We start from the raw sequence: 22,935 nt of genomic DNA, 5'->3' as shown, positions 1-22,935 counted from the left end.
AATGAAGCACCAATACATATAGAAGGGAGGTCCGAGTATGCGAGACCATCCAGTCGTTGAATCAATAGAGCGGACAGGCTACCCGAACGCTGTGGCCCAACCAGAACATAATGGCACAGATTATTTCGGGGATGAAATCCTCAAGGGTGATGAAATCTTCATCGATGGCGAAGAAATGATCTTGAAAAATAACCTGGAAGATTATTTATCGGATGTCTACGGATTGGAATTTACCATTGCAAAATAAAAGACCCCCTGTTCGCAGCAGGAGGTCAGCCATGTTGAAAAAATCAATTAATGTCATTGTAGCATACCTATCAATGGCGGTAAAGGGAGGACAAGTATATGGCAATGAATCAAAATGCCATTCCTACTCATGAAATGAATCGTTATGAATGGCTTCAGGAACGCACTAAAGGAATTGGCGGCAGCGATGCCGGTATTATCCTCGGTTTGAATAAATACCGTACAGCCTTTGAATTGTGGCTCGAAAAAACTGGCCAAGTTGATCCGATAGAGGTCGACAATGAAGCAATCTACTGGGGCAATGAAATGGAAAATGTGGTGGCTAAGGAGTTCGAAAAAAGAACGGGCAAAAAGGTTAGACGAACAAACTTCATGTACAGCCATCCTAATTATCCTTTCATTAAAGCTAACATAGACCGGCTTGTAGTTGGAGAATCAGCAGTTCTGGAATGTAAAACAGCCTCTGCATACCTTGCGAAAGAGTGGGAGGCAGACGAAGTGCCTGCAACTTACCTAGTGCAGCTCCAACACTATCTTGGTGTAACTGGAAAGGAGAAGGCATATATCGCAGTCTTGATTGGTGGGAACAAGTTCATTTGGAAAGAAGTTGCTCGAGACGAAGAGCTTATAGAAATAATCTTCAATGCAGAGCAACATTTCTGGGACTTCCATGTAAAGCGGTTCAATCCTCCTGTGTTAGACGGATCAAGTGCAGCTGAACAATATTTGAATGAAAAGTACGCAAGAGCTGAAGCAAACAAGGAAATCGTACTTGGAAGTGAATTCAAAGACTTAATCATCCAGTACGGAAAAGTAAAAGAGGATGAAAAGCTCATTAAGACAGCAAAGACAGAAATCGAGAATAAACTCAAAGCAGAACTACAGGATGCCGAAACTGGCATAACTGATAACTATGTCGTCTCCTGGAAGAATCAGACGCAGGGACGGGTTGATTCTAAGGCCCTTAAGGAAAAGTTTCCGGACATCTATAAAGAGGTCTTAAAGGAAACAAGCTTCCGGAAATTCGCTGTAAAGGAGATTAAATGATATGGCTTCTATTTCACGAAAAACGGATATTGAATCTTTAATAGAAAACTTTCTGGACTCAAACGAAGAAGACCTTTCACCAAAAATGTATTCAGCCTTAGAGGATCTTGCTGAAGAAGTAGATAAAGCTACTGAGGACTTGCATGATGAAATTGATGAACTGAAGGACCGAGTGAAGGAACTTGAAGAAGAATTGGAGGCGGTAGAGTAATGGCCACAAATTCAGCATTAAAAAACCAATTAGCAAATAAACAAGGTTCAGAGTCTAAGCAGGTATCTGCTCAGTCCCTCGGTCTGAAACATCTTCTAAACGCACCTACCATGCAAAAGAAATTCGAACAGGTCTTGTCAAAAAAGGCTCCACAGTTTATGGCATCCATCCTGAACCTTTATAACGGTGATCCAGGGTTACAAAAGGCAGAACCGATGTCCATCATTTCTAGTGCCATGGTGGCTGCATCACTGGATTTGCCAGTTGATAAAAACCTCGGGTACGCATGGATTGTTCCTTACAGCGGAAAAGCGCAGTTCCAGCTTGGATACAAGGGATATATTCAATTGGCTTTACGAACTGGACAGTATAAATCAATCAACGTGATAGAAGTTCGTGAGGGAGAGTTAGTGAAGTGGAATCGCCTTACGGAAGAAATTGAACTGGATCTGGACGCGGCCACTAGTGAAAAAGTCATTGGATATTGCGCTTACTTTAAGTTGATAAACGGCTTTGAGAAGAGTGTTTACTGGACTAAGGATGAAATCACTAAACACAAAAATAAGTTCAGTAAATCAGATTTTGGATGGAAAAAAGACTGGGATGCGATGGCGAAAAAGACAGTGCTTAGGAACATGCTGAGTAAATGGGGAATCCTTTCGGTCGAAATGCAAAAAGCTGTTTCAGAGGACGAAAATACAGAACGGGAGTTAAGGGATATCACTGAGGATGCGGAAGAGATAGATTTGTCTGCTGAATCGGACATCATTGACGCTTCTTCTGAAGAGGACGGCCAGGCCGAGGTTGTTGAAGGAGAAATTATCGATAAAAAGCCGGAAAAACAGAAGGGTAAGAAAGAAAAAATATCTGCACAAGATTCTATGGAAATTGATTTTGAATGATTAGTAGCAACCATACAAACGTCCTCCTTCCAGAATGGATCTGGGAGGAGGCAAAGGATAAAGAACACCTGAAAATGCTTGTACTACAGTATATGTGGCGATATCCAGATTATACGGTGAAGAAGGTAAAAGATAGATTTGCAATTTGTGAGAGGAAGTAAGGGAGGGGGAGAGAACAGCATGAACTACATTAAGGAGCTTAACGCATTCTATGATTGGCTCGAAATAAATGAACTGTCTCCATCAGCAATTAATTTATGGTACGCCTTGATGCACATAAATAATAAGGCTGCATGGGCAGAAACATTTACGGTGGCTGAATCGGTGTTATGCGTGAAGACAGGATTGACAGATCGAACCCTCCGAAAAGTACGAAACGAACTTAAGCAAAAAGGGCGAATAGATTTTATCTCTCGTAAAGGCGGAAAGGCACCAATTTACAAGCTATTATCGTTCTATTCTACGGAAAATACTTCCGTGCATTTACTCCCTACGGAAATAAATTCCGCGGATAGTGCCGTAGGTAGTGCCGGGGGTCGTTCCGGAGGTAGTTCCGGAGATAGTTCCACATTAAATAAACTAAACGAAACTAAATTAAACGAAACTAATACTCCAGCTGCTACACGCGCGAATTATGCAGATGAATACATGCTCTGTTTTGGAGGTCATCCTAGTTCAATCCAAATGCAAGAGATAAATAGTTTTATAGACCAAGATGGGTTGAGTATTGATGTAGTTTGTATAGCGTTCAAAAAGGCAGCTGAGGTCGGAGCCAAGTATTCATATGCTAGGAGCATATTAAACAGCTGGGCAAAAAAAGGCATACGAACTATTTTAGATGTTGACAATGAACAGGCTAACCATGACTTACATAAACAACAACGCAATAGACAAAGAAAGGGAACCGTTCCCTTACGTACTGAAGCACTGCCAGAGTGGTTTAGGAAGAACGAAAATATAACTCCTTCTCCTGTTGATGATTCGGACAATGATGACTTTGAAATTGAAAAAGCCAAGTTGGAAGAAGAGCTAAGACAGTTCAAGAGAGTTAAATAAGTGAATGGGGTGAAATCATGGGAATTTCTTTATGACAAGGTGAAACTCAGCCAGGACTCACTGAGACAGGATTTTATATCACAGCTGCTTGCAAAGGGCATCACTCATGATCACAGAGGGACAAGCATTCATGACCTTGGCTACTACGAGCTAAGGCAAGAATTAGCGGTTGCTGATTTTAGTAATGTGAATACAGATAGTCCGGAGAATCGATATTTCTAGGAGGGGACAACGTGAACAAAAATCAAATCGGCGATATGGAACATGCATTGAGAAACGGAAATCGTTTTTACACAGAATCAAAGAGTAATGATTGGAATGAGTTAGTCGAAAAAGGATTTGCTTCAAAGCATCCCGGTTGGGAAGAAGGCATGGCTTACTTTAAGGTTACCAGCGCAGGTAAAGAGGCGTTAAGGGGTGTGAGCCGATAATGATCTGCCCAGTATGTAATCGCCCTTTAAAAAGCCAGAAAAGCATTGCCCGCGGCATGGGTCCGATATGTGCTCGTGAATTTGAAGACTTAAAAGATACTCATGACGAAAGCCAGATGAAGTTGGAGCTGAAGGATCAGGATGGCAGTAAGTAAATACGGGAATCGGAAAACAGTAGTGGACGGCCATCAATTCGACAGTATTGCAGAGGCAAAATACTACGAACAATTGAAATGGTTAAAGCATGCTAAGCAAATAAAAGGCTTCAACTTACAACCTAGGTTCTTGCTGCAGGAAGCCTACAAGAAAAATGGGAAAAGTGTTCGGAAAATTGAGTATGTTGCAGATTTCGAGATTCATAACTTGGACGGCAGTATCGAAATTGTGGACGTAAAGGGACATGAAACGAAAGAGTTCTTGATCAAAAAAAAGCTGTTTGAATTTCGTTATGAACATACCTTGAAAGTTGTAACTCTTGATGATTCGTTCGGCTGGGTTGAACTGGATCAGTTGAAGAAGTTAAAACGAAAGGCTGTGAAGCCAAGTGCAAAACGTACTAATCGCCGACGATCGGCCAGCCTGGGTGCGAGCAGAAGATAGGCAGATGACCTGCATGCTGCGATGTTCAAAATATAAATCGTGTTCATCCCATCTTGGGTCAGAGTGCAAGAAGCTTGGGGGAACAGAGATTCCAAAACTAATAGTGAAGCGGTGAGGATATGCTTCAAGGGATATGTGTAGACACTGGATTGACAACGACCCTGGAACAGGGCAAACAGTATTACCTCTTCCCAAAGGGGATGAATCATTACCTGGTATCTAAATTCCCAAACGAAAATGCTCATATGGGATGTTATGGTACGGCTCATTTTCAGCTGGTGGAAGAGGAGTTATGGCCAGAGGAGCCGGCAGTCCGTGAAATTAAGCTTGATTCAGAGAAACTGTATAAAGCCAAGTTAATCTGGAGGAGACAGTTTTATGGGACAGAGATAGGTGCTGAATATTTTTTGAAGCCTAGCAAAACAATGGCCTTTTTCTACAAGGATCAAGCCTGCAGACAGTTTTGCGGCTCCTTCCCTCTTCACTGGTTCAGTGATTTCGAAGAGGGTACATTCGATGGCATAAACGAAGAAATCGAACTTGTGTTTACGGAGGATGACCTGAACATTACTGAGAGTGTATACAAAAACCCAGTTTTTGAACAATTATCTTTGTTTTAGGCAATATTAGTTTATTTACATTAGACCTGGCTGCCAGAAAAATAGCTTCTGGCAGGCTACAGGCCCGAGTGTCTCATTTTTTGTTAATTCGTTTTTCCAAAAAAATCAGCAAGCATTTAACAACAAGTTGACCAAGTAAGTCTAAAAAGAATTTTTCCATAGTGCATCCCCACTTCATATTGAAAAATGGGGCCCGCAGCAGTAGATAGTATATTTCCAACAACTTAATTTATTCCTAAGGGAGGGTAATTGTGAAGCAACTAAATTTATTTAGAGAAATCATTGTTGACAATTTTGCTGGTGGAGGTGGCGCCAGTACAGGAATCGAAATGGCAACTGGATTATCAGTAGATATTGCCATTAATCATGACCCAGCAGCAATTGCCATGCACAAGGCAAACCATCCCGACACTGAGCATTATTGTGAGAGCGTATGGGGAGTTGATCCACGCGAAGCAGTTAAGGGAATGCCTGTCGGTTTAGCTTGGTTTTCCCCGGACTGTAAACACTTCTCAAAAGCTAAAGGTGGTAAGCCGGTTAATAAGGAAATTCGAGGGCTCGCCTGGGTAGCAGTAAGGTGGGCAGCTGCTGTGAAACCAAGGGTAATCATGCTTGAGAATGTGGAAGAGTTCAAAACTTGGGGACCAATAGGAAAAAACGGACAGCCAATTAAGGAAAAGCAAGGAGTCACTTTTAACAGCTTTGTAAATGCCCTAAAAAAACTTGGCTATCAGGTTGAATTTAAGGAATTACGTGCTTGTGATTATGGAGCACCAACTATCAGAAAAAGATTCTTTATGGTAGCTCGCAGGGATGGCAGGCCGATTGTGTGGCCTGAACCTACTCACGGAGATCCTAACAGTTTAGCTGTTAATGTCGGGAAGTTAAAACCATGGAGAACAGCTTCTGAAATTATTGACTGGTCAATAGGAACACCATCTATTTTCAATAGGAAAAAGCCTTTAGCAGCTAATACAATGAGAAGAATTGCCCGGGGACTGCAAAAGTTTGTTATTGATAATCCAAAGCCATTCATTGCACCAGTAAATCCTGTATTGGATGACAATAGGAAGCTTGTATCAGCATTTCTTGCGCAATATTATACAGAAACCATTCCAGGGGAAGTCAGAGGGCAATCTCTAGAAGATCCTATTTATACAATACCTACAGCCAATCGATTTGGGTTAGTCACCAGTCATTTGGTTAAATTCCGTGGTCAGAATTATGGTCATTCAGCAATGGGACCTTTACACACCATCACTGCAGGTGGAACACACCTTGGAGAAGTTAGATCGTTTCTAATGGCATATTACGGTGCAAGCGTGGGACAAGCAATGACTGAACCATTACACACTATAACTACTCGTGATCGGTTCGGATTAGTCACTGTCAGTGGGCAGGAATATCAGATTGCAGATATCGGAATGAGGATGTTGCAGCCACATGAATTATATGCTGGTCAGGGATTCCCGGGGAACTATATTATTGACCGGGACCATAAAGGGAAGCCATATCCTAAAACAGAACAAGTGGCCAGATGTGGGAATGCTGTTCCTCCTCCATTTGCTGATGCGTTGGTAAGAGCAAATTTACCTGAATTCTGCGTGAAGCATAATCGAGATAAACCAGCGATGGCAAATTAGCTTATTCAATCAAACATTCTACAAATTAGACAGATTTATAGGAGAAGAAGAACCCGGGGCATGATAAAAAGCCATGCCGGACAGTGCATGGCCTCATTTTGGAAGTGGTCATACTGCATGTGATATGACCATGATCAGCATAACAGATACACGGATGATTGATGAATGATAAATGTCACAAGGGAATATTTGACTCATATTGTGTATTTGCTAAGAAATGTAAAACGGCCAAGTAGGGGGGGCCGTTTCCCGATACGGAAGAAATAGCGTTTGGCAGGCTATTTCTAATACATAATATTAAATTACAGTATTCTTTGATACACATTTCTAAGAAAGTGCACAAAAAAAAGAGGGGTTGCGAATCTGTGGAGGGGCTTTCCCTTAGAACCCACAGTAGCTTTCCTCTTTGGGAACAGTATATAACAAGAAAAAGGTTAGTACAAACAATATTTAAAGAATTTTTGTATGATCGGAACTGTAACGGAATGGAAAATGACAGAGAAAGAACGCCAAGCGTACAGCAAGAGATATCCGATTCACGCGACAGGAAAAGCAAAAAAAACGCTCCAACGATTAGTCATATTGATTTTTAGGGGCGTGGTAAAAAAGGCAGCAGCATCTAACAAAACTAAAAACATAAAAAAAGCCAAGATTTCTCCTGACTCAGCCATCTTAATTATACCACAGGAGGGGTTCTGGTGCGTCTACAAGAAATACAGATTAACCCTAGTACTATGAAACTAGAAATTGATATAATGGAACAAAAAGGAAGTTTTGCTATTGTGGTGTGTGATGGTAAGGCAAAATTGACAGAGCTGCCTCCTCATGGAGAAACCAGAATTGTTACGCACCAAGGTAAAGTGAAGCGGGTGAAGTTTGATGAGGGGGAAGAGTTTTGAGTTTTGAACATTACATTTTAGTTGCAAGTTCTGTGATTTCCCTTACAGGGGTGTTTATTTCCTACCTTTCTGTAAGAAAAATAGGAAAACAAGTAGAGATTCAAAAAAATCAATGGGAGCACAGCTGCATTCCTGTATTCAGGATTTCCTATATTACAAGCTTCGGGGAAAGATCAGTATCATTAGTTATAGAAAACTCCAACCAGGTGTTTCACCAGATTGAAAAAATAACTTTTTCTGCTAGCGGAGTTTTAATAAAAGAGTATTGGGAAGGAACTGTAACCTCCACGACTACCAAAAATGGAGTCGAAAAGAAAAAGGAGGAATATCCTGGCCTGATAGTTACTTTATTACCTAAAAGTGAAGAAACATATATAGGTTCAATGCAAATGGTAGGTAAAGATTCACTTGGAAATACATTTAAGGTAATTACAAAAGATATGGTTTTTAAAGGTTACAAACTTGATAACCATCTTAAAATTAGTAAAACATATTTAAGAAAATTATAGTTCTACCAGCCAACTGGAGGACACTGGATGAACGCTTAGGCGTTTGTTTGGTGTCCTTTTTATTTTGTCTTAGGGAGAGAGGACAATGAACCAACCATTTAGGGATCAGTTGAAGGAATGGAACCGGCAGCATATAGAGCAAAAAGGTAAGCGTAAGAAGAAGCCGGCCGATGAAAAAACAATGGTAAATAAGCAGGAGAAGCTAACTGACAAGGATCTAAAGTTTCTGATGGGCACCAATAGACAAACATTATCCCGCGGTAAAGGCGGAGCTTGGAGGAATGGGCGATGAATAAAAAAGAGATTGAAAATATTCTAAAGGATTACCATTGGATGATAAATTCAATAAAGATACTAAGGGACTCAATGAAAGATGCCGGAGAAGGGCTCGTTGCTCAGTATGGAGACACTGCTGGTATGCCAAAGGCACAGGGGGTTACCAGTGATCCTGTTTATAGGGAGAATGTCCGTAGGGAGAGAAGGTATTCGGTCATTCATAAATACGAGGCAAAGATTTCTGTTATTCAGGATAGGCTTCATCTGATTACTGATGATCGAGAGCAAGAAGTCTTGCATTGGTTACTCGAAGGTAAATCCTATAATTGGATCGCGATGCATATGGGATTATCAAAAACACATATAAAGAGGCTTAGAGATTCAATCATAAAACAGTTTGAAGAAAAAAATGGAACGAATGGAACGAATGGCACAATTGACACGAAATTGCTAAAACATAAATCAGCTTGCTAAACTGGAAGGCAGGACGGGGAGGCAGTTAACAAGCTGCTTCCTCTTTACGTTTATGAGGAATTAGGTACCGGGGGTGTAGGTGATATGTAATGCCTAAATGGGATGAGATAAGAAACGAATATGAAAAAACGAAAATTACTCTCCAGGCTCTAGCTGATAAACATAATATAAAAATCGGCACCATTAAAAGCAGAAAAAGCCGTGAAGGATGGTCACGGGATCCAACCAAAAAGGATGCAACCAAAGAAAAGAAGGTTGCAACCATGGAACCAGTCATTGAATCCGATGATCTCACTGACAAGCAAAAGATGTTCTGCCTTTACTATATCAAGTACTTCAACGCCACAAAGGCGTATCAAAAGGCATATGGAGTAGATCGTAACACAGCAGAATCAATCGCTTATAGGGTGATGGGGAATGATGGAGTAAAGAAAGAAATCGAGCGTCTCAAGCAGGAACGTTTTAATGGTGTCCTGTTGGATGCTCAAGTCATACTTCAAAAGTACATTGACATCGCCTTTGCTGATATAACCGACTACGCAATCTTTGGCAAGAAAGAAGTTCAGGCCATGGGAGCATTTGGACCTTTGAAAGATGAAGAAGGCAATCCTATTATGGTTGAGATTAATTATGTGGACCTTCAAGAATCAACGCAAATAGATGGCAGCATAGTAACCGAGGTCAAAAAGGGAAAAGACGGAGTATCTGTGAAGCTTGCTGACAAGATGAAAGCCCTGGAGTTCCTATCTAAGTACACTGACCTATTATCCGAGAATGACAGAAAGAGATTGCAAGATGAGAAGCTTAAAACTGAAATCGAAAAGTTAAAAGGCAATAACGGTTCAGGTACTCAGGAGAGCGAAGTAGCTGCCATGTTACGCAGGATGGCAGGTGAAACAGGTGGCTGATTTAACACCGAAACAAAAAGAGGTATGGGATTGTTTCATAAAGGAACAACCCAAAATATTACTCGCTAGTGGAGCCAAACGAGCAGGGAAAACATTTGTGTTTATCCTGCTTTTTCTAATGCATATGGCCAAGTATGAAAACCAAGGGTTATCGTTCATTATCGGTGGTTCCACGCAAGCTTCCATTCGTCGAAATATCCTGAATGATATGGAAGAGGTATTGGGCAAGGAATTAAAGCTGGACAAGACCAACGCCATTTCTGTATTTGGTAACAAGGTATACTGCTTCGATGGTACAAATGCTGATGCATGGAAAAAGGCGCGTGGTTTCACAGCCGCTGGTGCTCTTCTCAATGAAGGAACGGCCTTGCATGATACTTTCGTTAAAGAGGTTATTTCACGTTGCTCATATCCAGGTGCCCGTGTGTTAATCGATACAAATCCTGAGAATCCAGCCCACTTTGTAAAAACGGATTACATCGACAAAGATGGCCAAAAGCTCAAGAATGGGAAGCTGAATATCAAAGCTTTTCATTTTACGCTTTTCGATAACGTTTATCTTGATCCGGAGTATGTGGAGAGTATCATTGCTTCAACGCCGTCTGGCATGTTTACCGACCGTGACATTAATGGATTGTGGGTTGCAGCTGAGGGAGTTGTCTATAAGGATTTTAAAAGGGACAAGCACTATATCAACCGAAAAGACTTTGGGAAGGTCAATATCGTCCGTTACTTTGCCGGCGTGGACTGGGGATATGAACACCATGGCTCTATCGTTGTGATCGGCGAGGATGACAAGGGGAACTTCTATCTTGTCGAAGAACACGCAGCCCAACATGAGGAAATCGATTACTGGGTCAAAGTGGCCAAAGTAATCCAGGAAAGTTACGGCAATATTAATTTTTACTGTGATACGGCCCGCCCAGAGCATATTATCCGGTTCAGAAGGGAAAGGATTCGTGCTATCAACGCTGACAAGAAAGTGGTCTCTGGTATAGAGGAAGTTGCAAGCCTGTTCAAACAAAACAGGCTCTTCGTCGTGCGTGAGAAGGTGGAGCGTTTTGACAAAGAGATATACCAATACGTCTGGAACGCCAAGACTGGTGAGCCGGTAAAACTGTGGGATGACGTGCTAGATGCACTACGATATGCCATTTATACACACTTAAAACCACAAAGACGGAAAACGGGGTAGGTGATAATAATGCTGAAATTTAAGGAATATATCGATAAGAGTGGCATTGATGAAAAGACTGTCCTTGAGATTATTAAGGCTCATAGCAAAATTAGAGCTCGCATGATGAAGATGTACCAAAGATATAAAGCTGATCTGGATGGGCCAACGATCTTCTCACGTTCTGCCACTCAATATGAGAACTTCGAGACTGGTGGTAACGTGCTTCGTATTGATGATAAAGTCAATAACCTGCTCAATAATGCATTTGATGCTGATATCGTGGACACGAAAATCGGTTACATGTTGGGCCATCCAATTAGCTATGATTTGGACGAGGAGAATGAGAAGTTAAGGGGAGAGCTAGAAGGATTCCTTCTACGGAATAATTCAGAGGATAATGATGCGGAATATGGTAAAATGGCAGCTATTTGCGGATATGGTGCTAGATTGGCGTATATCGATAAGGCGGGCTTTGAAAGGATAAAGAATATTGATCCATGGGAAGTCGTATTCCTGGGTGATGATATTCATGAGCCCGATTATTCTCTTCGTTACTTTTACAGGGACGACGAAATCTTTGCTGAGTTTTATGACGATACTTATATTTACTTTTTCAAGGCCAACCAAGGCGGAAGTTTTCACCTCCAGGACATTCAGCCACATATGTTCGAATATGACCCACTATTTGGGGTTGCGAACAATAAAGAACTAAAGGGGGACGCAGAAAAGGTCTTGGCACTGATTGATGCCTATGACCGTACTCTTTCCGATGCCTCCAACGAGATTGAACAGTATCGTTTAGCTTATCTCATATTGAGAGGGATTGGAGCAGATGAGGAAACCCTATCTAATTTAAAAAAGAATGGTGTTTTTGAGCTGTTCGGTGAGAACGACGATGTTCGTTACCTGACAAAGGATATTAATGATCAGATGATTGAAAACCATTTGGACCGATTGGAAGAGAATATCTTACGGTTTGCTAAGTCGGTTAACTTTACTGATGAGTCCTTTGGAACCCAGCTCAGTGGAGTGGCGATGAGGTTCAAACTTATGGCATTAGAGAATAAATGCATCACGATGGAGCGGAAATTCGCTGCTTCCCTACGTTACCAGTTCAAGGTCCTTTTTAGTGCCTGGTCCAAACGAAAGGGATTCAGTCCGGATGATTACTTGAAGGTTTTCTTCGGTTTCAAGCGGAATCTTCCAGCCAATATTCTCGATGAAGCACAATCAACTGCTCAGCTGAAGGGACATGTTAGTGAGCGAACACGTTTAGGACTCCTATCATTCGTTGACGACGTGGAATTCGAAATTGAGGAAATGAAAAAGGATGCTGTTCTCCTTGGCCCAATGTTGGAACCTCTCAATGATGACCTTGATGAAGAAGAACTGCCTGAAAAAGATAAGGGAAGTGCAGGGGGAGCTGGCGAAGGTACCAAACCTTGTTCTACCTGCAGTGGCACTGGGAAAGTAACTAGTAATAGGACTGGTGATCTAATTCAGTGCAAAACATGTAAAGGTACTGGTGTGGTGAGATAATGGATCAATTAGAGATTCGGGAGCTGCTGGACAAGCTTTTGGGGAAGACAGAAACAGATATCGAAAAGGTATTTGCAAAACGACTAAAAGCTATTTTTCTGCAAATCGGTGAAATGTTCAGGAAGTATGAGAAGAATGGCGAGCTCTCTTACACTGAGTTGAACAAATATAACCGGTTCCAGAAAGAAATGGAGCTTATCAGCAACATGTTCAACGCTGATTATAAGCAGCTGATTAAAATGATTAATGCCTCGATGGAATCGCAGTATGTGGAGAGTTTTCTCATGCATGCATACCTTTTTCAAATGAGCGCTTCAACCAATATAGGATTCACTCTCCCGTCCATGACAACAATAAAAATGGCTTTAGCAAATCCAGTAGACAAATTGACGTTACCATCTGTTTTTACAGAGCATCGGAATGAAATAATCCGGAAAATTAATATCGAAATCGCCCAATCCCTAATTGCTGGTGAAGGATATACAGCAATGTCTAAAAGGATAGAGAATGCTGTAAACTTCTCCAAAAAGAAAGCTATGCTTGTAGCCAGGACAGAGGCAGGTCGTGTACGTTCCCTCTCTGATGAGGCTGTAGCTGAACAGGCTGCCAAATTTGCTGACATGGATAGTATCTGGGCGTCATCGTTGGACCTAAGGGTCAGGACATCGCACAGGGAATTGGACGGTCAGAAGGCTGACAAGGACGGATTTTTCCATTACAAAGGCATGAAAGCCAAAGGGCCTCATCTCTGGGGCAAAGCAAACATGGATATTAACTGCCGTTGTGTAAAGATTCGAATCGTAAATGGCATGCTGCCTGAATATCGCCGAGGCAGGGACTATATGAATCCTGATTACCAAAAGAAGCTGGCGGCCCGTATAGACGCGCTAATGGCTGATGAATCCCTAACATACGCAAAGGCATTGAAAAAGGCACAGAAGGCTGTAAAACCTCCTTCTACCACAATGCCTTATGTGACATTCGAGGAATGGAAAAAGAAATATGCCGATAGGGGGAGCCCCGTTGCCAAAAGTAGTAAGGTTGTTTAATCAGCAGGAGAAGACCCAGCAAGGATTAATCGATCATATAGAAGATTTACTCGAGAAGGCAAAACAGGGGCAAATCATTAATATCATGGTGGCTGCTGAAGCGCAAGACCGAACGATCATGACGGGATACTACAATCTGGACGTCCAAGAGAAACAGTACATGCTGGGACATTTTCAAGCGGACGTCACTATGGCTATTGTTGAATCAAATATTGATAGATTGATTGAATTTATCGATTAGAAAGGAGAGGCTAATTTGACTAGCGTAACAGTCACCGTTGGAGAAGATGGTTATATGAAGATTGAAGCGGATGGACATGCTCAAAGCGTGGTTTGCGCTTCAGTTTCAACGCTACTACAATCATCAGTTAGGTTTCTCCAGGAACTCGCCGAGCAATATCCTGACGATTTACAAATATCAATCAAGAAGGAAGAGAATTGACCTGAGTATGTCATTAAAAGGCTTATTTTTTGTACTTAAAAACTGACATGCAGGCGCGAACTGCATGGCTGGGAGGAAAAGATATGAAAAAATTAGATTTTTTAAAGGTCAATATTAAGCAATTCGATGCCGGCATAATCAATCTGGCAGCAGTAAAAAAATTCTTGGAAGATAACAAGGATCAGGAAGAGGTAAAGTCTTATCTCGGAGAACTTTCTGCCGTGTCAGCCGACAAGGTGAAAGGTTTCTTGGATACGGAAGATGGAAAACGGCTGCTTCAGCCACGTCTGGATAGCTTTTTCACCAAGGGGTTAGAAACTTGGAAAGCGAACAACCTGGAGGCTCTAGTTTCTGAAGAGGTCGCTAAACGTAATCCTGCCCTGACAGAGGAACAGAAACGTATTGCGGCACTCGAGAAGGCTCTCGAAGACCAGAAAAGAGAAGCCCAACAAGAAAGGCTTATGAACCTAGCCATCAAGCAAGCTACTGAAAAGAAACTACCGGTTGAACTAGTTAGCTTTTTCCTTGCAGAGGACGAGGAGAAAACAACTACTAACCTTGCAAAGCTTGAAGAAACTTACAACAAGGCTCTCCAGGCAGCTGTCGATAGCAAATTCAAGGATAACGGCAGGAATATCCAACACGGTGGCAGCTCAACTGGAGGTACGGTCAAATCCATTCAGGAAATGGCTGAAGCACACAACATTCGCAATCAAAATCAAAACAATTAAAAGGAGGCCATCTTAAATGGCAGTAGCATTAGCAACATCATTAGTAAGATCTCTATTAGCAGTTAATATCAAGCAGTTCGAAGCACAGACTTATACACCAGATAATGTCCTTATGCAAAACGCAAAAACAGGGTTAATTCCTCAGGAAGAGGGCGGCCTGATCATCGAGGATGTAATCAAAGGATCCACAGTCATGAAGCTGGCGAAATATGAGCCTATGACTAAGCCGAAGAAGACATTCTCTTTCAAGGCTAAAGGAGCCGGTGCATACTGGGTATCTGAAACTGAAGTTATCAAGACTTCAACAGTTGAATGGCTTACTGCTTCAATGCAGGCAGAGAAACTGGGTGTAATTATCCCATTCTCAAAAGAGTTTTTACGGTACACTGCCAAGGACTTCTTTAATGAAGTTAAGCCTTTGATCGCAGAAGCATTCTACCAAACTTTCGATATTGCAGCATTGTTTGGAACCAATTCGCCGTTCGCTACTCATACAAGTGGAAAGTCCATCTTTACAGCTGCTACCGATGAAGGGAATCTGATTGCATTGGGTTCTGGTTCCGACCTTCAGGACGAAGTGTTTGATCTAATGGCCCTTATCGAGGCAGGTGGATTCACTCCTGATGGAATGGTGGCCACAAATGCTTTCAAACAGAATCTGCGCCGTGCAAGGAACGCTACAAATGGTGAAAGATACTACACTAACCTAAACGACGTGGAAGGGCTCGCTGTAACATACTCTAAGCCCGAAGCATTCGACGCTACCAAGGCTGCAGCCCTTATGGGTGACTGGGACTATGCTCGATACGGAATCCTTCAGAACATTGAATATGCTGTTTCAGAAGATGCACAGTTATCATCGATCGTGGACGCTTCTGGAAAGCCTATCAACCTATTTGAGCGTGACATGTTTGCGCTGCGTGCGACTATGCACATCGGATACATGAACATTAAGCCTGCGGCATTTGGTGCCTTAACACCTGCCGTGGTGACACCATAAAAGGGGGAATGACGAATGGCTAAATACGTGAAGGCTTCAGATAGTATGGTTGTTGTGAAGGATCAGAATGGTAAGACGCACAGGGTAACTGAAAGGGCATATAACATCGTGTATAAAGCAAAAGGTTATACCCTGGTGGACTCTCCGGAAACAGCAGAAAACCCTGAGCAAAGGCAGGTTGTGGACTATTTTGCTTTGACCCGGGAAGAGTTGCAGGAAATCAAAAATGATGACCTGAAGAAGTTCCTGGACCAGGAAAACATCGAATATAAGTCCAGTGACAATAAAGAGGATTTAATCAAGTTGATCCTTGGGGAGTAGGTGTACCGTGTATAGACCTACAGATGAAGAAATAAGAGAAATCATGCTGATCAACCGGGAGCAGCGTACGGAACAAATGGAGCATTACCGTACCATGCTTCCTCTTATTTTTGACCATGTGAAGGAAGAGTGTAATAACACCTTCGGAGACAGTGAAACGACTTCCCCTGTTATTCCTGGTGGTGTCAAAATCTTTATGGCCAAAGCGATTGAATTTTATCAAAACAAAACCGGGTTGCGTAATCGCTCAATGGGCAGTGTATCTTACTCTTTCGAAAGTGAGTTGCCCAAATCCTTGTATACAAATTTGCGAGCCTACCGGAAGGTGAGATTCCATGCACAACGATGAGTTTCCTCATGAAGTTACTTTTTGGGAGCAGAGGACTATCCCAGACGGCGGAGGCGGCCATGAAAAAGGGTTTGTAGCTGTTCTGAAAATAAACGGGTTTATGGATACTCCTTCAAGCCGTGAGATTTATAAGGCCCAAAAGTTGGACAATCCATTGGACAGAGTAATGTATTACCCTTTCAGAACGGATATCAAGACAGATATGCGAGTGACATACCAGAATGAGAGTTATGAAATCGTTGGAAGGCCACAAGACCAAGGAGGGCAGGGCGAAATTATGCGACTGCCCCTAAGGTTGGTTTCCAATGGTTAATATTCGCTTCGGCAGCAGACGCATGTCCAGATCGGTCCGTCAATTTAGTGAAAGTGTAGTCGAGGAAGCGAAAAGAATCGTTGTAGAAACAGCATACATGATCCAGGCGAATGCCCGTTCATTGGCACCCTCAGATGATGGGAACCTTAGAAAATCAATTGAGGTAGAGATTCGAGACGGTGGATTAACAGCGGTTGTTACTGTCGGAGCACACTACGCCATATATGTAGAATTTGGGACCGGCATTTATGCCGTTAATGGTGATGGCCGACAAACACCTTGGACCTACTACTCTGATAAGCTCGGGCAGTTCGTAACAACAAGGGGGATGCAGGCTCAACCCTATTGGTTTCCAGCGATTGAAGTCGGGCAAAGACATTTCAGGAATGAAATGAACAGGTTGGTGAACTGATATGTCATTTGAAACGGCTCTTTGGCCTTTGCAAGAAGCTATTTTTCACCGGTTGCAATCTTACCCCGGCTTATCTGAAAGCAATACAGGTGTGAAAGGCATATTTGATCATGTTCTCCAAGATCAGCCATATCCATATGTGGTCATTGGTGAACCAAACACGCTTCCATTCGATACAAAAAACACCTTTGGTGAGGAATTATCAATTGTGATTCACGCATGGTCAGATTATCCGGGGAAGAAAGAAACCTACGGAATTTTGAACGCTTGTCAAAAAGCTCTGGCTTTTAAGTTAGAAATACCCGGGTTTAAAATTTTGAAAGTTGAACGGCTGGGCATGCAGGTTTTTGACGACATAGATCCACGCATAAAGCATGGTGTTTTAAGAATGAAATATACATTAAGGAGTGATTAATTTGCAACAAGGGAAAGATTCTATCCTGCTTGTACAATCCACTGATGCTGTTTTAGGAGCAGCCGGGTTGTTAATCGGCAATCTAACAGAAAACTCATATTCTATCGAAAATGACATCATCGACGAGTCTACAAAGTTCGGACGAATTGTCGGATACGGACAGAACAGTGAGTCATTCGAATTCACTGCATATGGTGAAACTGGTGACCCAGGACAAAAAGCCGTAATGGATGCCATAAAAAATAAAAAACAAATCAAGGTCTGGGAAGTGGATCTTAATCTAAATGCCAACGGCAAGCATCCTGCCGTCTTTGGCTATTGCATTGTTGAAAGTGCGGAAAAATCAAGCCCACAAGATGGATTTGTCGAAGTTTCAGCCACTGTCCAAGTAATCGGTTCAACGCAAGAGGGTGAAATAGCCCCATTTCCACCAGAGATGATTGAATTTGCTCGATATGGTTTTGAAGCTCCAGGGGAGACAAAGGGAGAGTTCCCTGACCAAACCAGCACAACTACTGCATAACCGTAGGCAGGACATAGTCCTGTCTATTTTTATTTATAAATTATTTTGGAGGTAATGAAAAATGGCATTATTAGAGATTAATGGTAGAGAGTATGAGGCGAAATGTACGTTCCGTTTTGAAAGACTAGCAGATAAGAAATACTCTGAACAGGATAAAGAGGGAAACAATGTAGGAGGCTTCCACGGTTTATACACCAACCTTCTTCAATTTTCAAATAAACACCTGTTGGCTTTCTGGGATTGCGCTTTGGATTACTTAGGAAAAGACAAGCCTAAGCTTGAGGACATTGAGGGTGCCATTGAGCAACGGATCGAAGAGGATGGAGACACGGAAAGATTATTCCGAGAGGCCTTCAATGCGGTGGATGAATCGGGTTTTTTCAAGAAACAAGCCAAGAATTATTGGAAAAATATCGACGCCTACAAACAGACAGGGAAAACGGAAGAAGAGAAAGCGGACAAGGAAATGCAAGTGGGACGACTCGAGCAGATGTACAAAGAAATGAAGGGCTTGACTACGACCAGCTGTTCGTAAATGCAGCTCATTATCTTGAAGTCTATGATGTTGATCTGATACTATCCTGGACTCCTCGACAGTTTAAGAATTTCATAAAAGGCTCCCAATTACGGATAGTCGATCAGTATGAAAGTATGGCTAAACAGGCAATGTTTAATCGTTATGCCCAAAATGCGAAACGAGCAAAAGAAACCAAGATGTTTGATGCAAAGACAGCTCGTAAAAGGATTATGCATGGTTCAGACAACTGGAAAGATAGTCGGGAACCAACAATAAACGTAGAACGCTATAGAGCAGCCCGTGAAGCTATGAAATCCTACAATATGAAGGGAGGATAAACATGCAGGAAAACTTCTCAGCGATAATTACGGCCGAGATTAATGAATTTATGAATCAAATGGCTATAGTTGATGAGACCATACGTAGAACCGCGCTAGGGGCAACGGCTATGATTAATGCGGATATTAATAACTTCGTATCTAGCATTCATCAAGCAAACTCTCAGTTAAACGGAATTCCTCAGGTACATGAGACGAACCTGCAAGCTGAAGTAACGCGGTTTATAAGACATATGGAACGCGTTCAAGCCAGGGTTTTAGCCTTGACACAACAGCTAAATGTTTTAACAGGTCAATTAGCAAATAATCAGCACCAATTTCAACAAACTGGAGCCCATATTCAACAAGCCAGCAACCAAATTTATAATGCTGGAACACAAATAAATCATGTATATCAAGGTACATCGTCAGAGGCTAGGCAAATGACCCAGGAAATGCGTGCTGCATTTGCTGCCCAGTCAGCCAGTATGAATCGTTTTAGAGATCAACAAATCGAAGTCCAATATGGCTACTTTCAGTTAGCCAGGGCTTCCAGTAATTATACTGGTTCCACTCGTGATTTTATGAACAGCTTGCAACAACTGGGTAACCAGCAAAGGCAAATCAATGATCAAATGATTGCTAATGACCTACAGTTGCGTCATTCATTTATGCAGACTGTTGGAACCATGTTGGCGCGCTCTACACAGGCGAGTAAAATCCTTGCTAACTATCAGCGAATGGGAAATCCGTTTTATTTAGTAAATGCCGGGGCTCTTCGAGTTGCAGATAGTTTGAATAGGATAGCGAATGCAGGACAGCCGGCAGCCGTTGCCTTGAGATTACTTGGTCCGACTGCAAGTATGAAGCAACTAAATGATATGACCATGATGATCACTCAAGGTCTCATGAGATTCCAAATGGTTGCCATGGGAGCTGCTGTTACATCTGCCCTTCTTTATTCAGCATTGCATAAGGGAGCTATGGAAACGGTAAAAGGATATGAAAAGTCACTCAACAGGATGACGGCAGCAGTAAGGGAAGCCTTCCAGCCCATGGTTGAAGTGTTTGGTGCTGTCATGATGAAGGTTTATGACTTCATTACAGCAGTAGCAAATATGGTTATTAAATTTAATGAGGCTCATCCTGTCCTAGCAAAGGTCATTCAGGGCATAATGATGCTTATTCCTGCTCTCACACTTCTTCTTTCACCTCTGGCCATAGGCGTAGGTCTTGTGGGTGGTTTTATGGCAGCTTGGGGGCAAGTGTGGATGCTCATTGGCCCACTTGTGACTGGTCTAGCAGCTATGAGTGCAACTGTTTGGTTAGTGGCAGCGGCTATCGTTGGTGCTGTAGTTGTCTTCAACCATTTTTATAAAACAAATGAAAGTTTTAGAAATGGAATTACCCTGGCAATCAACGCGGTTAAGGAATTTGGTTTAGCCCTATTATCCCTTGGTAAATACTTCTTTTGGGTAGTTGCTGATGGGGATTACATGAATGATTGGTTAACTCATTTGCCAAAAGCAATTCAAAGGCCAATCGCGGAAATAGGTAAGCAGTTTGCTGGGTTACGAGACGCGGTTATAGCTGCTTTTCATGGTGATTTTAGCCATATAGGTGAGATTTTTAAAGCGATTTTCCCGACAATCTTAGCAGCTTTAGTCGGAGGCATCCCAGGACTGATCATTGCAGGCTCTAGATTTATTCCGGCTATAGCGCAGGGAATCACTAGCAATGCAGGAGTTTTATCGGCAACCATTACACAAATAGCCAATAGTATTACTAGATTTTTAACTAATGAATTACCTGTTTTTGTACAAGAAGGCGTTAGAATTATCAATGGTATCGTTAGCGGAATTGTTCAAGCACTACCTGCAATATCGTTGGCGTTAGTAAACATTATCACGATGATAGTTCCAATTGTTTCTGATTTATTGCCAGTATTATTATTTGCAGGCATCCAAATTGTTCAAGCGTTAATTGAAGGCATAACTTCTATTCTACCTGTGTTGATCGATACAGGTATTTTAATTATTGATTCTTTAATTAACATCATCTCTAAAAACCTGCCACTGCTTATTGACTCAGGAATTAAAGTTTTAAATAGCCTGATCGATGGTGTCATGAAAGTTCTACCTCAGTTAATTAATACATCGATAAAATTAGTCACAACCATTCTCGATGCCCTAATACTCAATTTACCGAAAATAGTCGATGCAGGAATTAAAATTTTGCAAGCATTGATTGATGGCATAGTAAAGATTTTACCTAAGCTTATAGATACAGCGATAAAACTAATTATGCACATTACCAATGCTCTGATTGAAAATTTACCAAAAATAATTGATGCAGGCATTAAGATTCTGAATGCATTAATTAAGGGAATCATTGAGATTTTACCCAAATTATTAGAAACGGCTGTTACTCTAATTTTAGCAATAGTTACTGGGATTATTGAGAATCTCCCGAAAATAATTGATGCAGGGATCAAAATAATCAAAGCACTAATTGATGGACTCGTTAAATTGCGAAGCCAACTGGTAACAACAATAAAGAGTGATGTCATTGATCCTATTGTCAATAAGCTTAAGTCTCTGGACTTAAAAGAAATTGGTATGGATATCATACGAGGGTTGATTAAAGGTATTGGCAGCATGACTTCAGCCGTGTGGGATGCAGTAAATAGTATTACTGATGGGATAAAGGATGCTATTACAGGAGCGTTGGACATTCACAGCCCGAGCCGTTGGGCAAGGGATATGGTGGGTAAAAATATAGTTTTAGGCGTAATAGTTGGCCTTAATAAAATGCATGCAGCTGCTGTTAAAGCTACCGGTTTGTTGGCCACATCCATAACCGATGCTTTCACCCCAGAACTTGCTATGACGGATATAGGAATTAGCCGTACATCAATAGACACTGGATTCCAGATGGATGAAATTAAGCAACAAATTAAGGATGAACTAGATGTTGATTTATGGATCCATCAAAAAGGTGGAACAGGAGGACTCGGAGACTTCAAACAAGAGGTCCACCTTCATTCTCCTACACCTTTGTCACCTTCTGAAAACGCAAGGCAATTAAAACGGGTAGGACAGCAACAGGCAATGGAATGGGGGTTCAGGTAAATGGAGCGTATCATTTATACAGGTTCGACTGGTGATATCATTCACTTCGATGGGCCCCCTTTTTATTTGAGCCGAATTAGTGGATTAGGTGAAGTTGAGGCGGAGTTACAGCTTCAGAAATCTCCTTATCAAGATGGAAGCTCGCTGATGGGCAGCGTTCTACAGGAAAGGGAAGTCACGATTGAATTCCTGATTGAACAAAAAGCCTATTCGGAGGTTTCTGATTCAAGAGCTAAAATAGCACGGGCGTTTAATCCAAAGCTTAAACCAGGAATTATTCGTTATGAAAATGACTTTATTGTGAGGGAAATCGAGGCCATTGCAAATTCTGTTCCCGTTTATCCAGATGGTCATTCTAATCGTAGCATGACATTGCAAAAAGGGATGATCACCCTAACGTGTCCCAATCCATACTGGACAAGTGTAGACCAGGTGGAGCAATTAGCTGTTTTCGAAGGTGGGTTGACGTTCCCTGTCACCTTTCCGTCCACCTTTGCACAACAATCACCTAGTAAATCAAAGCTGATCTTGAACGAGGGTGATGTGGATACACCAATCGAGGTGACGTTCACAGGACCAGCCACTGCACCTATCATCATCCGTAATGAAACAACCGGAAAGATGATTGAGGTAAATCAAAGTTTGCTAGATGGCGAGAAGTTGGTGATCAATACTGAGTTTGGGAAAAAGCGTGTGACAAAATTGAGCGCAACTGGAATAGAAACCAATGCGTTTAATCAAATCAACATCGCTTCTTCAGAACTTTTTCAGCTGATTGCAGGGAATAATCTATTAAGCTATTCAACCGGACAAGACTACGAGCGTGCACCAGTACTTATAAGGTGGAAGAATCGATACCTGGCAGTATAAGAGAGGT

General features: G+C 41.9%; 33 protein-coding genes. All 33 read left to right on the top strand.

The genetic code is table 11. The features are described 5' to 3' along the window. Positions 1–37 precede the first annotated feature (37 nt). The 33 genes from AC3EBE_RS02840 to AC3EBE_RS02680 all read left to right on the top strand — a co-directional run bounded on the left by AC3EBE_RS02840 (position 38) and on the right by AC3EBE_RS02680 (position 22,928). A complete protein-coding gene (locus tag AC3EBE_RS02840) occupies positions 38–247 on the top strand; it encodes a YqaI family protein (protein ID WP_488593502.1) in 210 nt (69 codons plus the stop codon). 104 nt (positions 248–351) lie between these two features. Beyond that, the gene (locus AC3EBE_RS02835) at positions 352–1,293 is read left to right on the top strand and encodes a YqaJ viral recombinase family nuclease (RefSeq protein ID WP_488593903.1); all 942 of its coding nucleotides are present in this window, start codon (positions 352–354) and stop codon (positions 1,291–1,293) included. Position 1,294: 1 nt separating this feature from the next. After that, entirely contained in the window at positions 1,295–1,504 is a 210-nt protein-coding gene (locus tag AC3EBE_RS02830; protein ID WP_488593501.1) for a hypothetical protein, read from the top strand. Continuing rightward, on the top strand, positions 1,504–2,406 hold the full coding sequence (locus AC3EBE_RS02825; protein ID WP_488593500.1) for a recombinase RecT: 903 nt from the start codon (positions 1,504–1,506) through the stop codon (positions 2,404–2,406). Before AC3EBE_RS02830 ends, AC3EBE_RS02825 begins: the two co-directional genes overlap by 1 nt. A gap of 180 nt (positions 2,407–2,586) precedes the next feature. Beyond that, positions 2,587–3,462, top strand: a complete 876-nt coding sequence (locus AC3EBE_RS02820; protein ID WP_488593499.1) for a DnaD domain-containing protein — start codon at positions 2,587–2,589, stop codon at positions 3,460–3,462. Further along, entirely contained in the window at positions 3,463–3,684 is a 222-nt protein-coding gene (locus tag AC3EBE_RS02815) for a hypothetical protein (protein ID WP_488593498.1), read from the top strand. It begins immediately after the preceding gene. A gap of 11 nt (positions 3,685–3,695) precedes the next feature. Further along, positions 3,696–3,893: a hypothetical protein gene (locus AC3EBE_RS02810; RefSeq protein WP_488593497.1), complete on the top strand. Its 198-nt coding sequence runs from the start codon at positions 3,696–3,698 to the stop codon at positions 3,891–3,893. Beyond that, positions 3,893–4,048, top strand: a complete 156-nt coding sequence (locus AC3EBE_RS02805) for a DUF6011 domain-containing protein (RefSeq protein ID WP_488593496.1) — start codon at positions 3,893–3,895, stop codon at positions 4,046–4,048. The genes AC3EBE_RS02810 and AC3EBE_RS02805 overlap by 1 nt, the downstream gene beginning before the upstream one ends. Next, the gene (locus AC3EBE_RS02800) at positions 4,035–4,493 is read left to right on the top strand and encodes a DUF1064 domain-containing protein (protein WP_488593495.1); all 459 of its coding nucleotides are present in this window, start codon (positions 4,035–4,037) and stop codon (positions 4,491–4,493) included. The genes AC3EBE_RS02805 and AC3EBE_RS02800 overlap by 14 nt, the downstream gene beginning before the upstream one ends. Before the next feature lie 119 nt (positions 4,494–4,612). After that, complete coding sequence (locus tag AC3EBE_RS02795) at positions 4,613–5,113, top strand: hypothetical protein (protein WP_488593494.1); 501 nt, start codon at positions 4,613–4,615, stop codon at positions 5,111–5,113. Positions 5,114–5,442: 329 nt separating this feature from the next. Beyond that, entirely contained in the window at positions 5,443–6,756 is a 1,314-nt protein-coding gene (locus AC3EBE_RS02790; RefSeq protein ID WP_488593902.1) for a DNA cytosine methyltransferase, read from the top strand. Positions 6,757–7,454: 698 nt separating this feature from the next. Next, the gene (locus AC3EBE_RS02785) at positions 7,455–7,655 is read left to right on the top strand and encodes an XtrA/YqaO family protein (protein WP_488593493.1); all 201 of its coding nucleotides are present in this window, start codon (positions 7,455–7,457) and stop codon (positions 7,653–7,655) included. Further along, the gene (locus tag AC3EBE_RS02780; RefSeq protein ID WP_488593492.1) at positions 7,652–8,164 is read left to right on the top strand and encodes a hypothetical protein; all 513 of its coding nucleotides are present in this window, start codon (positions 7,652–7,654) and stop codon (positions 8,162–8,164) included. The genes AC3EBE_RS02785 and AC3EBE_RS02780 overlap by 4 nt, the downstream gene beginning before the upstream one ends. Positions 8,165–8,249: 85 nt before the next feature. Further along, the gene (locus AC3EBE_RS02775; RefSeq protein ID WP_488593491.1) at positions 8,250–8,456 is read left to right on the top strand and encodes a hypothetical protein; all 207 of its coding nucleotides are present in this window, start codon (positions 8,250–8,252) and stop codon (positions 8,454–8,456) included. Beyond that, positions 8,453–8,914: a helix-turn-helix transcriptional regulator gene (locus AC3EBE_RS02770; protein ID WP_488593490.1), complete on the top strand. Its 462-nt coding sequence runs from the start codon at positions 8,453–8,455 to the stop codon at positions 8,912–8,914. The genes AC3EBE_RS02775 and AC3EBE_RS02770 overlap by 4 nt, the downstream gene beginning before the upstream one ends. 89 nt (positions 8,915–9,003) lie before the next feature. Beyond that, positions 9,004–9,822, top strand: coding sequence for a terminase small subunit (locus AC3EBE_RS02765; RefSeq protein WP_488593489.1), 819 nt, complete (start codon positions 9,004–9,006; stop codon positions 9,820–9,822). Beyond that, a complete protein-coding gene (locus AC3EBE_RS02760) occupies positions 9,815–11,017 on the top strand; it encodes a PBSX family phage terminase large subunit (RefSeq protein WP_488593488.1) in 1,203 nt (400 codons plus the stop codon). The genes AC3EBE_RS02765 and AC3EBE_RS02760 overlap by 8 nt, the downstream gene beginning before the upstream one ends. 9 nt (positions 11,018–11,026) lie before the next feature. After that, positions 11,027–12,538: a phage portal protein gene (locus tag AC3EBE_RS02755; protein WP_488593487.1), complete on the top strand. Its 1,512-nt coding sequence runs from the start codon at positions 11,027–11,029 to the stop codon at positions 12,536–12,538. Further along, positions 12,538–13,587, top strand: coding sequence for a phage minor head protein (locus AC3EBE_RS02750; protein ID WP_488593486.1), 1,050 nt, complete (start codon positions 12,538–12,540; stop codon positions 13,585–13,587). The genes AC3EBE_RS02755 and AC3EBE_RS02750 overlap by 1 nt, the downstream gene beginning before the upstream one ends. Then, a complete protein-coding gene (locus tag AC3EBE_RS02745) occupies positions 13,562–13,828 on the top strand; it encodes a hypothetical protein (RefSeq protein ID WP_488593485.1) in 267 nt (88 codons plus the stop codon). Before AC3EBE_RS02750 ends, AC3EBE_RS02745 begins: the two co-directional genes overlap by 26 nt. Positions 13,829–13,843: 15 nt before the next feature. Then, positions 13,844–14,029, top strand: a complete 186-nt coding sequence (locus AC3EBE_RS02740; protein WP_488593484.1) for a ribosomal-processing cysteine protease Prp — start codon at positions 13,844–13,846, stop codon at positions 14,027–14,029. Between the two features lie 83 nt (positions 14,030–14,112). Beyond that, positions 14,113–14,760 carry a DUF4355 domain-containing protein gene (locus AC3EBE_RS02735; protein WP_488593483.1) on the top strand — a complete coding sequence of 216 codons (648 nt, stop codon included), beginning with the start codon at positions 14,113–14,115 and terminating at the stop codon, positions 14,758–14,760. Positions 14,761–14,776: 16 nt separating this feature from the next. Further along, positions 14,777–15,760 carry a phage major capsid protein gene (locus AC3EBE_RS02730; RefSeq protein WP_488593482.1) on the top strand — a complete coding sequence of 328 codons (984 nt, stop codon included), beginning with the start codon at positions 14,777–14,779 and terminating at the stop codon, positions 15,758–15,760. A 15-nt stretch (positions 15,761–15,775) separates the two neighbouring features. Then, on the top strand, positions 15,776–16,081 hold the full coding sequence (locus AC3EBE_RS02725) for a hypothetical protein (RefSeq protein WP_488593481.1): 306 nt from the start codon (positions 15,776–15,778) through the stop codon (positions 16,079–16,081). Between the two features lie 7 nt (positions 16,082–16,088). Beyond that, entirely contained in the window at positions 16,089–16,430 is a 342-nt protein-coding gene (locus tag AC3EBE_RS02720; RefSeq protein ID WP_488593480.1) for a head-tail connector protein, read from the top strand. Continuing rightward, complete coding sequence (locus AC3EBE_RS02715) at positions 16,417–16,743, top strand: phage head closure protein (RefSeq protein WP_488593479.1); 327 nt, start codon at positions 16,417–16,419, stop codon at positions 16,741–16,743. Before AC3EBE_RS02720 ends, AC3EBE_RS02715 begins: the two co-directional genes overlap by 14 nt. Beyond that, the gene (locus AC3EBE_RS02710; RefSeq protein ID WP_488593478.1) at positions 16,736–17,155 is read left to right on the top strand and encodes an HK97-gp10 family putative phage morphogenesis protein; all 420 of its coding nucleotides are present in this window, start codon (positions 16,736–16,738) and stop codon (positions 17,153–17,155) included. Before AC3EBE_RS02715 ends, AC3EBE_RS02710 begins: the two co-directional genes overlap by 8 nt. A gap of 1 nt (position 17,156) precedes the next feature. Continuing rightward, the gene (locus tag AC3EBE_RS02705; RefSeq protein WP_488593477.1) at positions 17,157–17,570 is read left to right on the top strand and encodes a DUF3168 domain-containing protein; all 414 of its coding nucleotides are present in this window, start codon (positions 17,157–17,159) and stop codon (positions 17,568–17,570) included. Beyond that, the gene (locus AC3EBE_RS02700; protein ID WP_488593476.1) at positions 17,563–18,093 is read left to right on the top strand and encodes a phage major tail protein, TP901-1 family; all 531 of its coding nucleotides are present in this window, start codon (positions 17,563–17,565) and stop codon (positions 18,091–18,093) included. The genes AC3EBE_RS02705 and AC3EBE_RS02700 overlap by 8 nt, the downstream gene beginning before the upstream one ends. Positions 18,094–18,154: 61 nt before the next feature. Then, the gene (locus AC3EBE_RS02695) at positions 18,155–18,628 is read left to right on the top strand and encodes a tail assembly chaperone (protein WP_488593475.1); all 474 of its coding nucleotides are present in this window, start codon (positions 18,155–18,157) and stop codon (positions 18,626–18,628) included. Positions 18,629–18,744: 116 nt separating this feature from the next. Further along, positions 18,745–18,948 (top strand): hypothetical protein, encoded by a 204-nt coding sequence (locus tag AC3EBE_RS02690; RefSeq protein WP_488593474.1) that lies wholly within the window; start codon positions 18,745–18,747, stop codon positions 18,946–18,948. Positions 18,949–18,950: 2 nt separating this feature from the next. Further along, positions 18,951–22,058 carry a phage tail protein gene (locus tag AC3EBE_RS02685; protein ID WP_488593473.1) on the top strand — a complete coding sequence of 1,036 codons (3,108 nt, stop codon included), beginning with the start codon at positions 18,951–18,953 and terminating at the stop codon, positions 22,056–22,058. After that, complete coding sequence (locus tag AC3EBE_RS02680) at positions 22,059–22,928, top strand: phage tail family protein (RefSeq protein ID WP_488593472.1); 870 nt, start codon at positions 22,059–22,061, stop codon at positions 22,926–22,928. Positions 22,929–22,935: the final 7 nt, after the last annotated feature.

The sequence above is a fragment of the Mesobacillus sp. genome (genome assembly GCF_057785455.1).
This window is presented reverse-complemented; position numbering and strand designations above follow the sequence as displayed.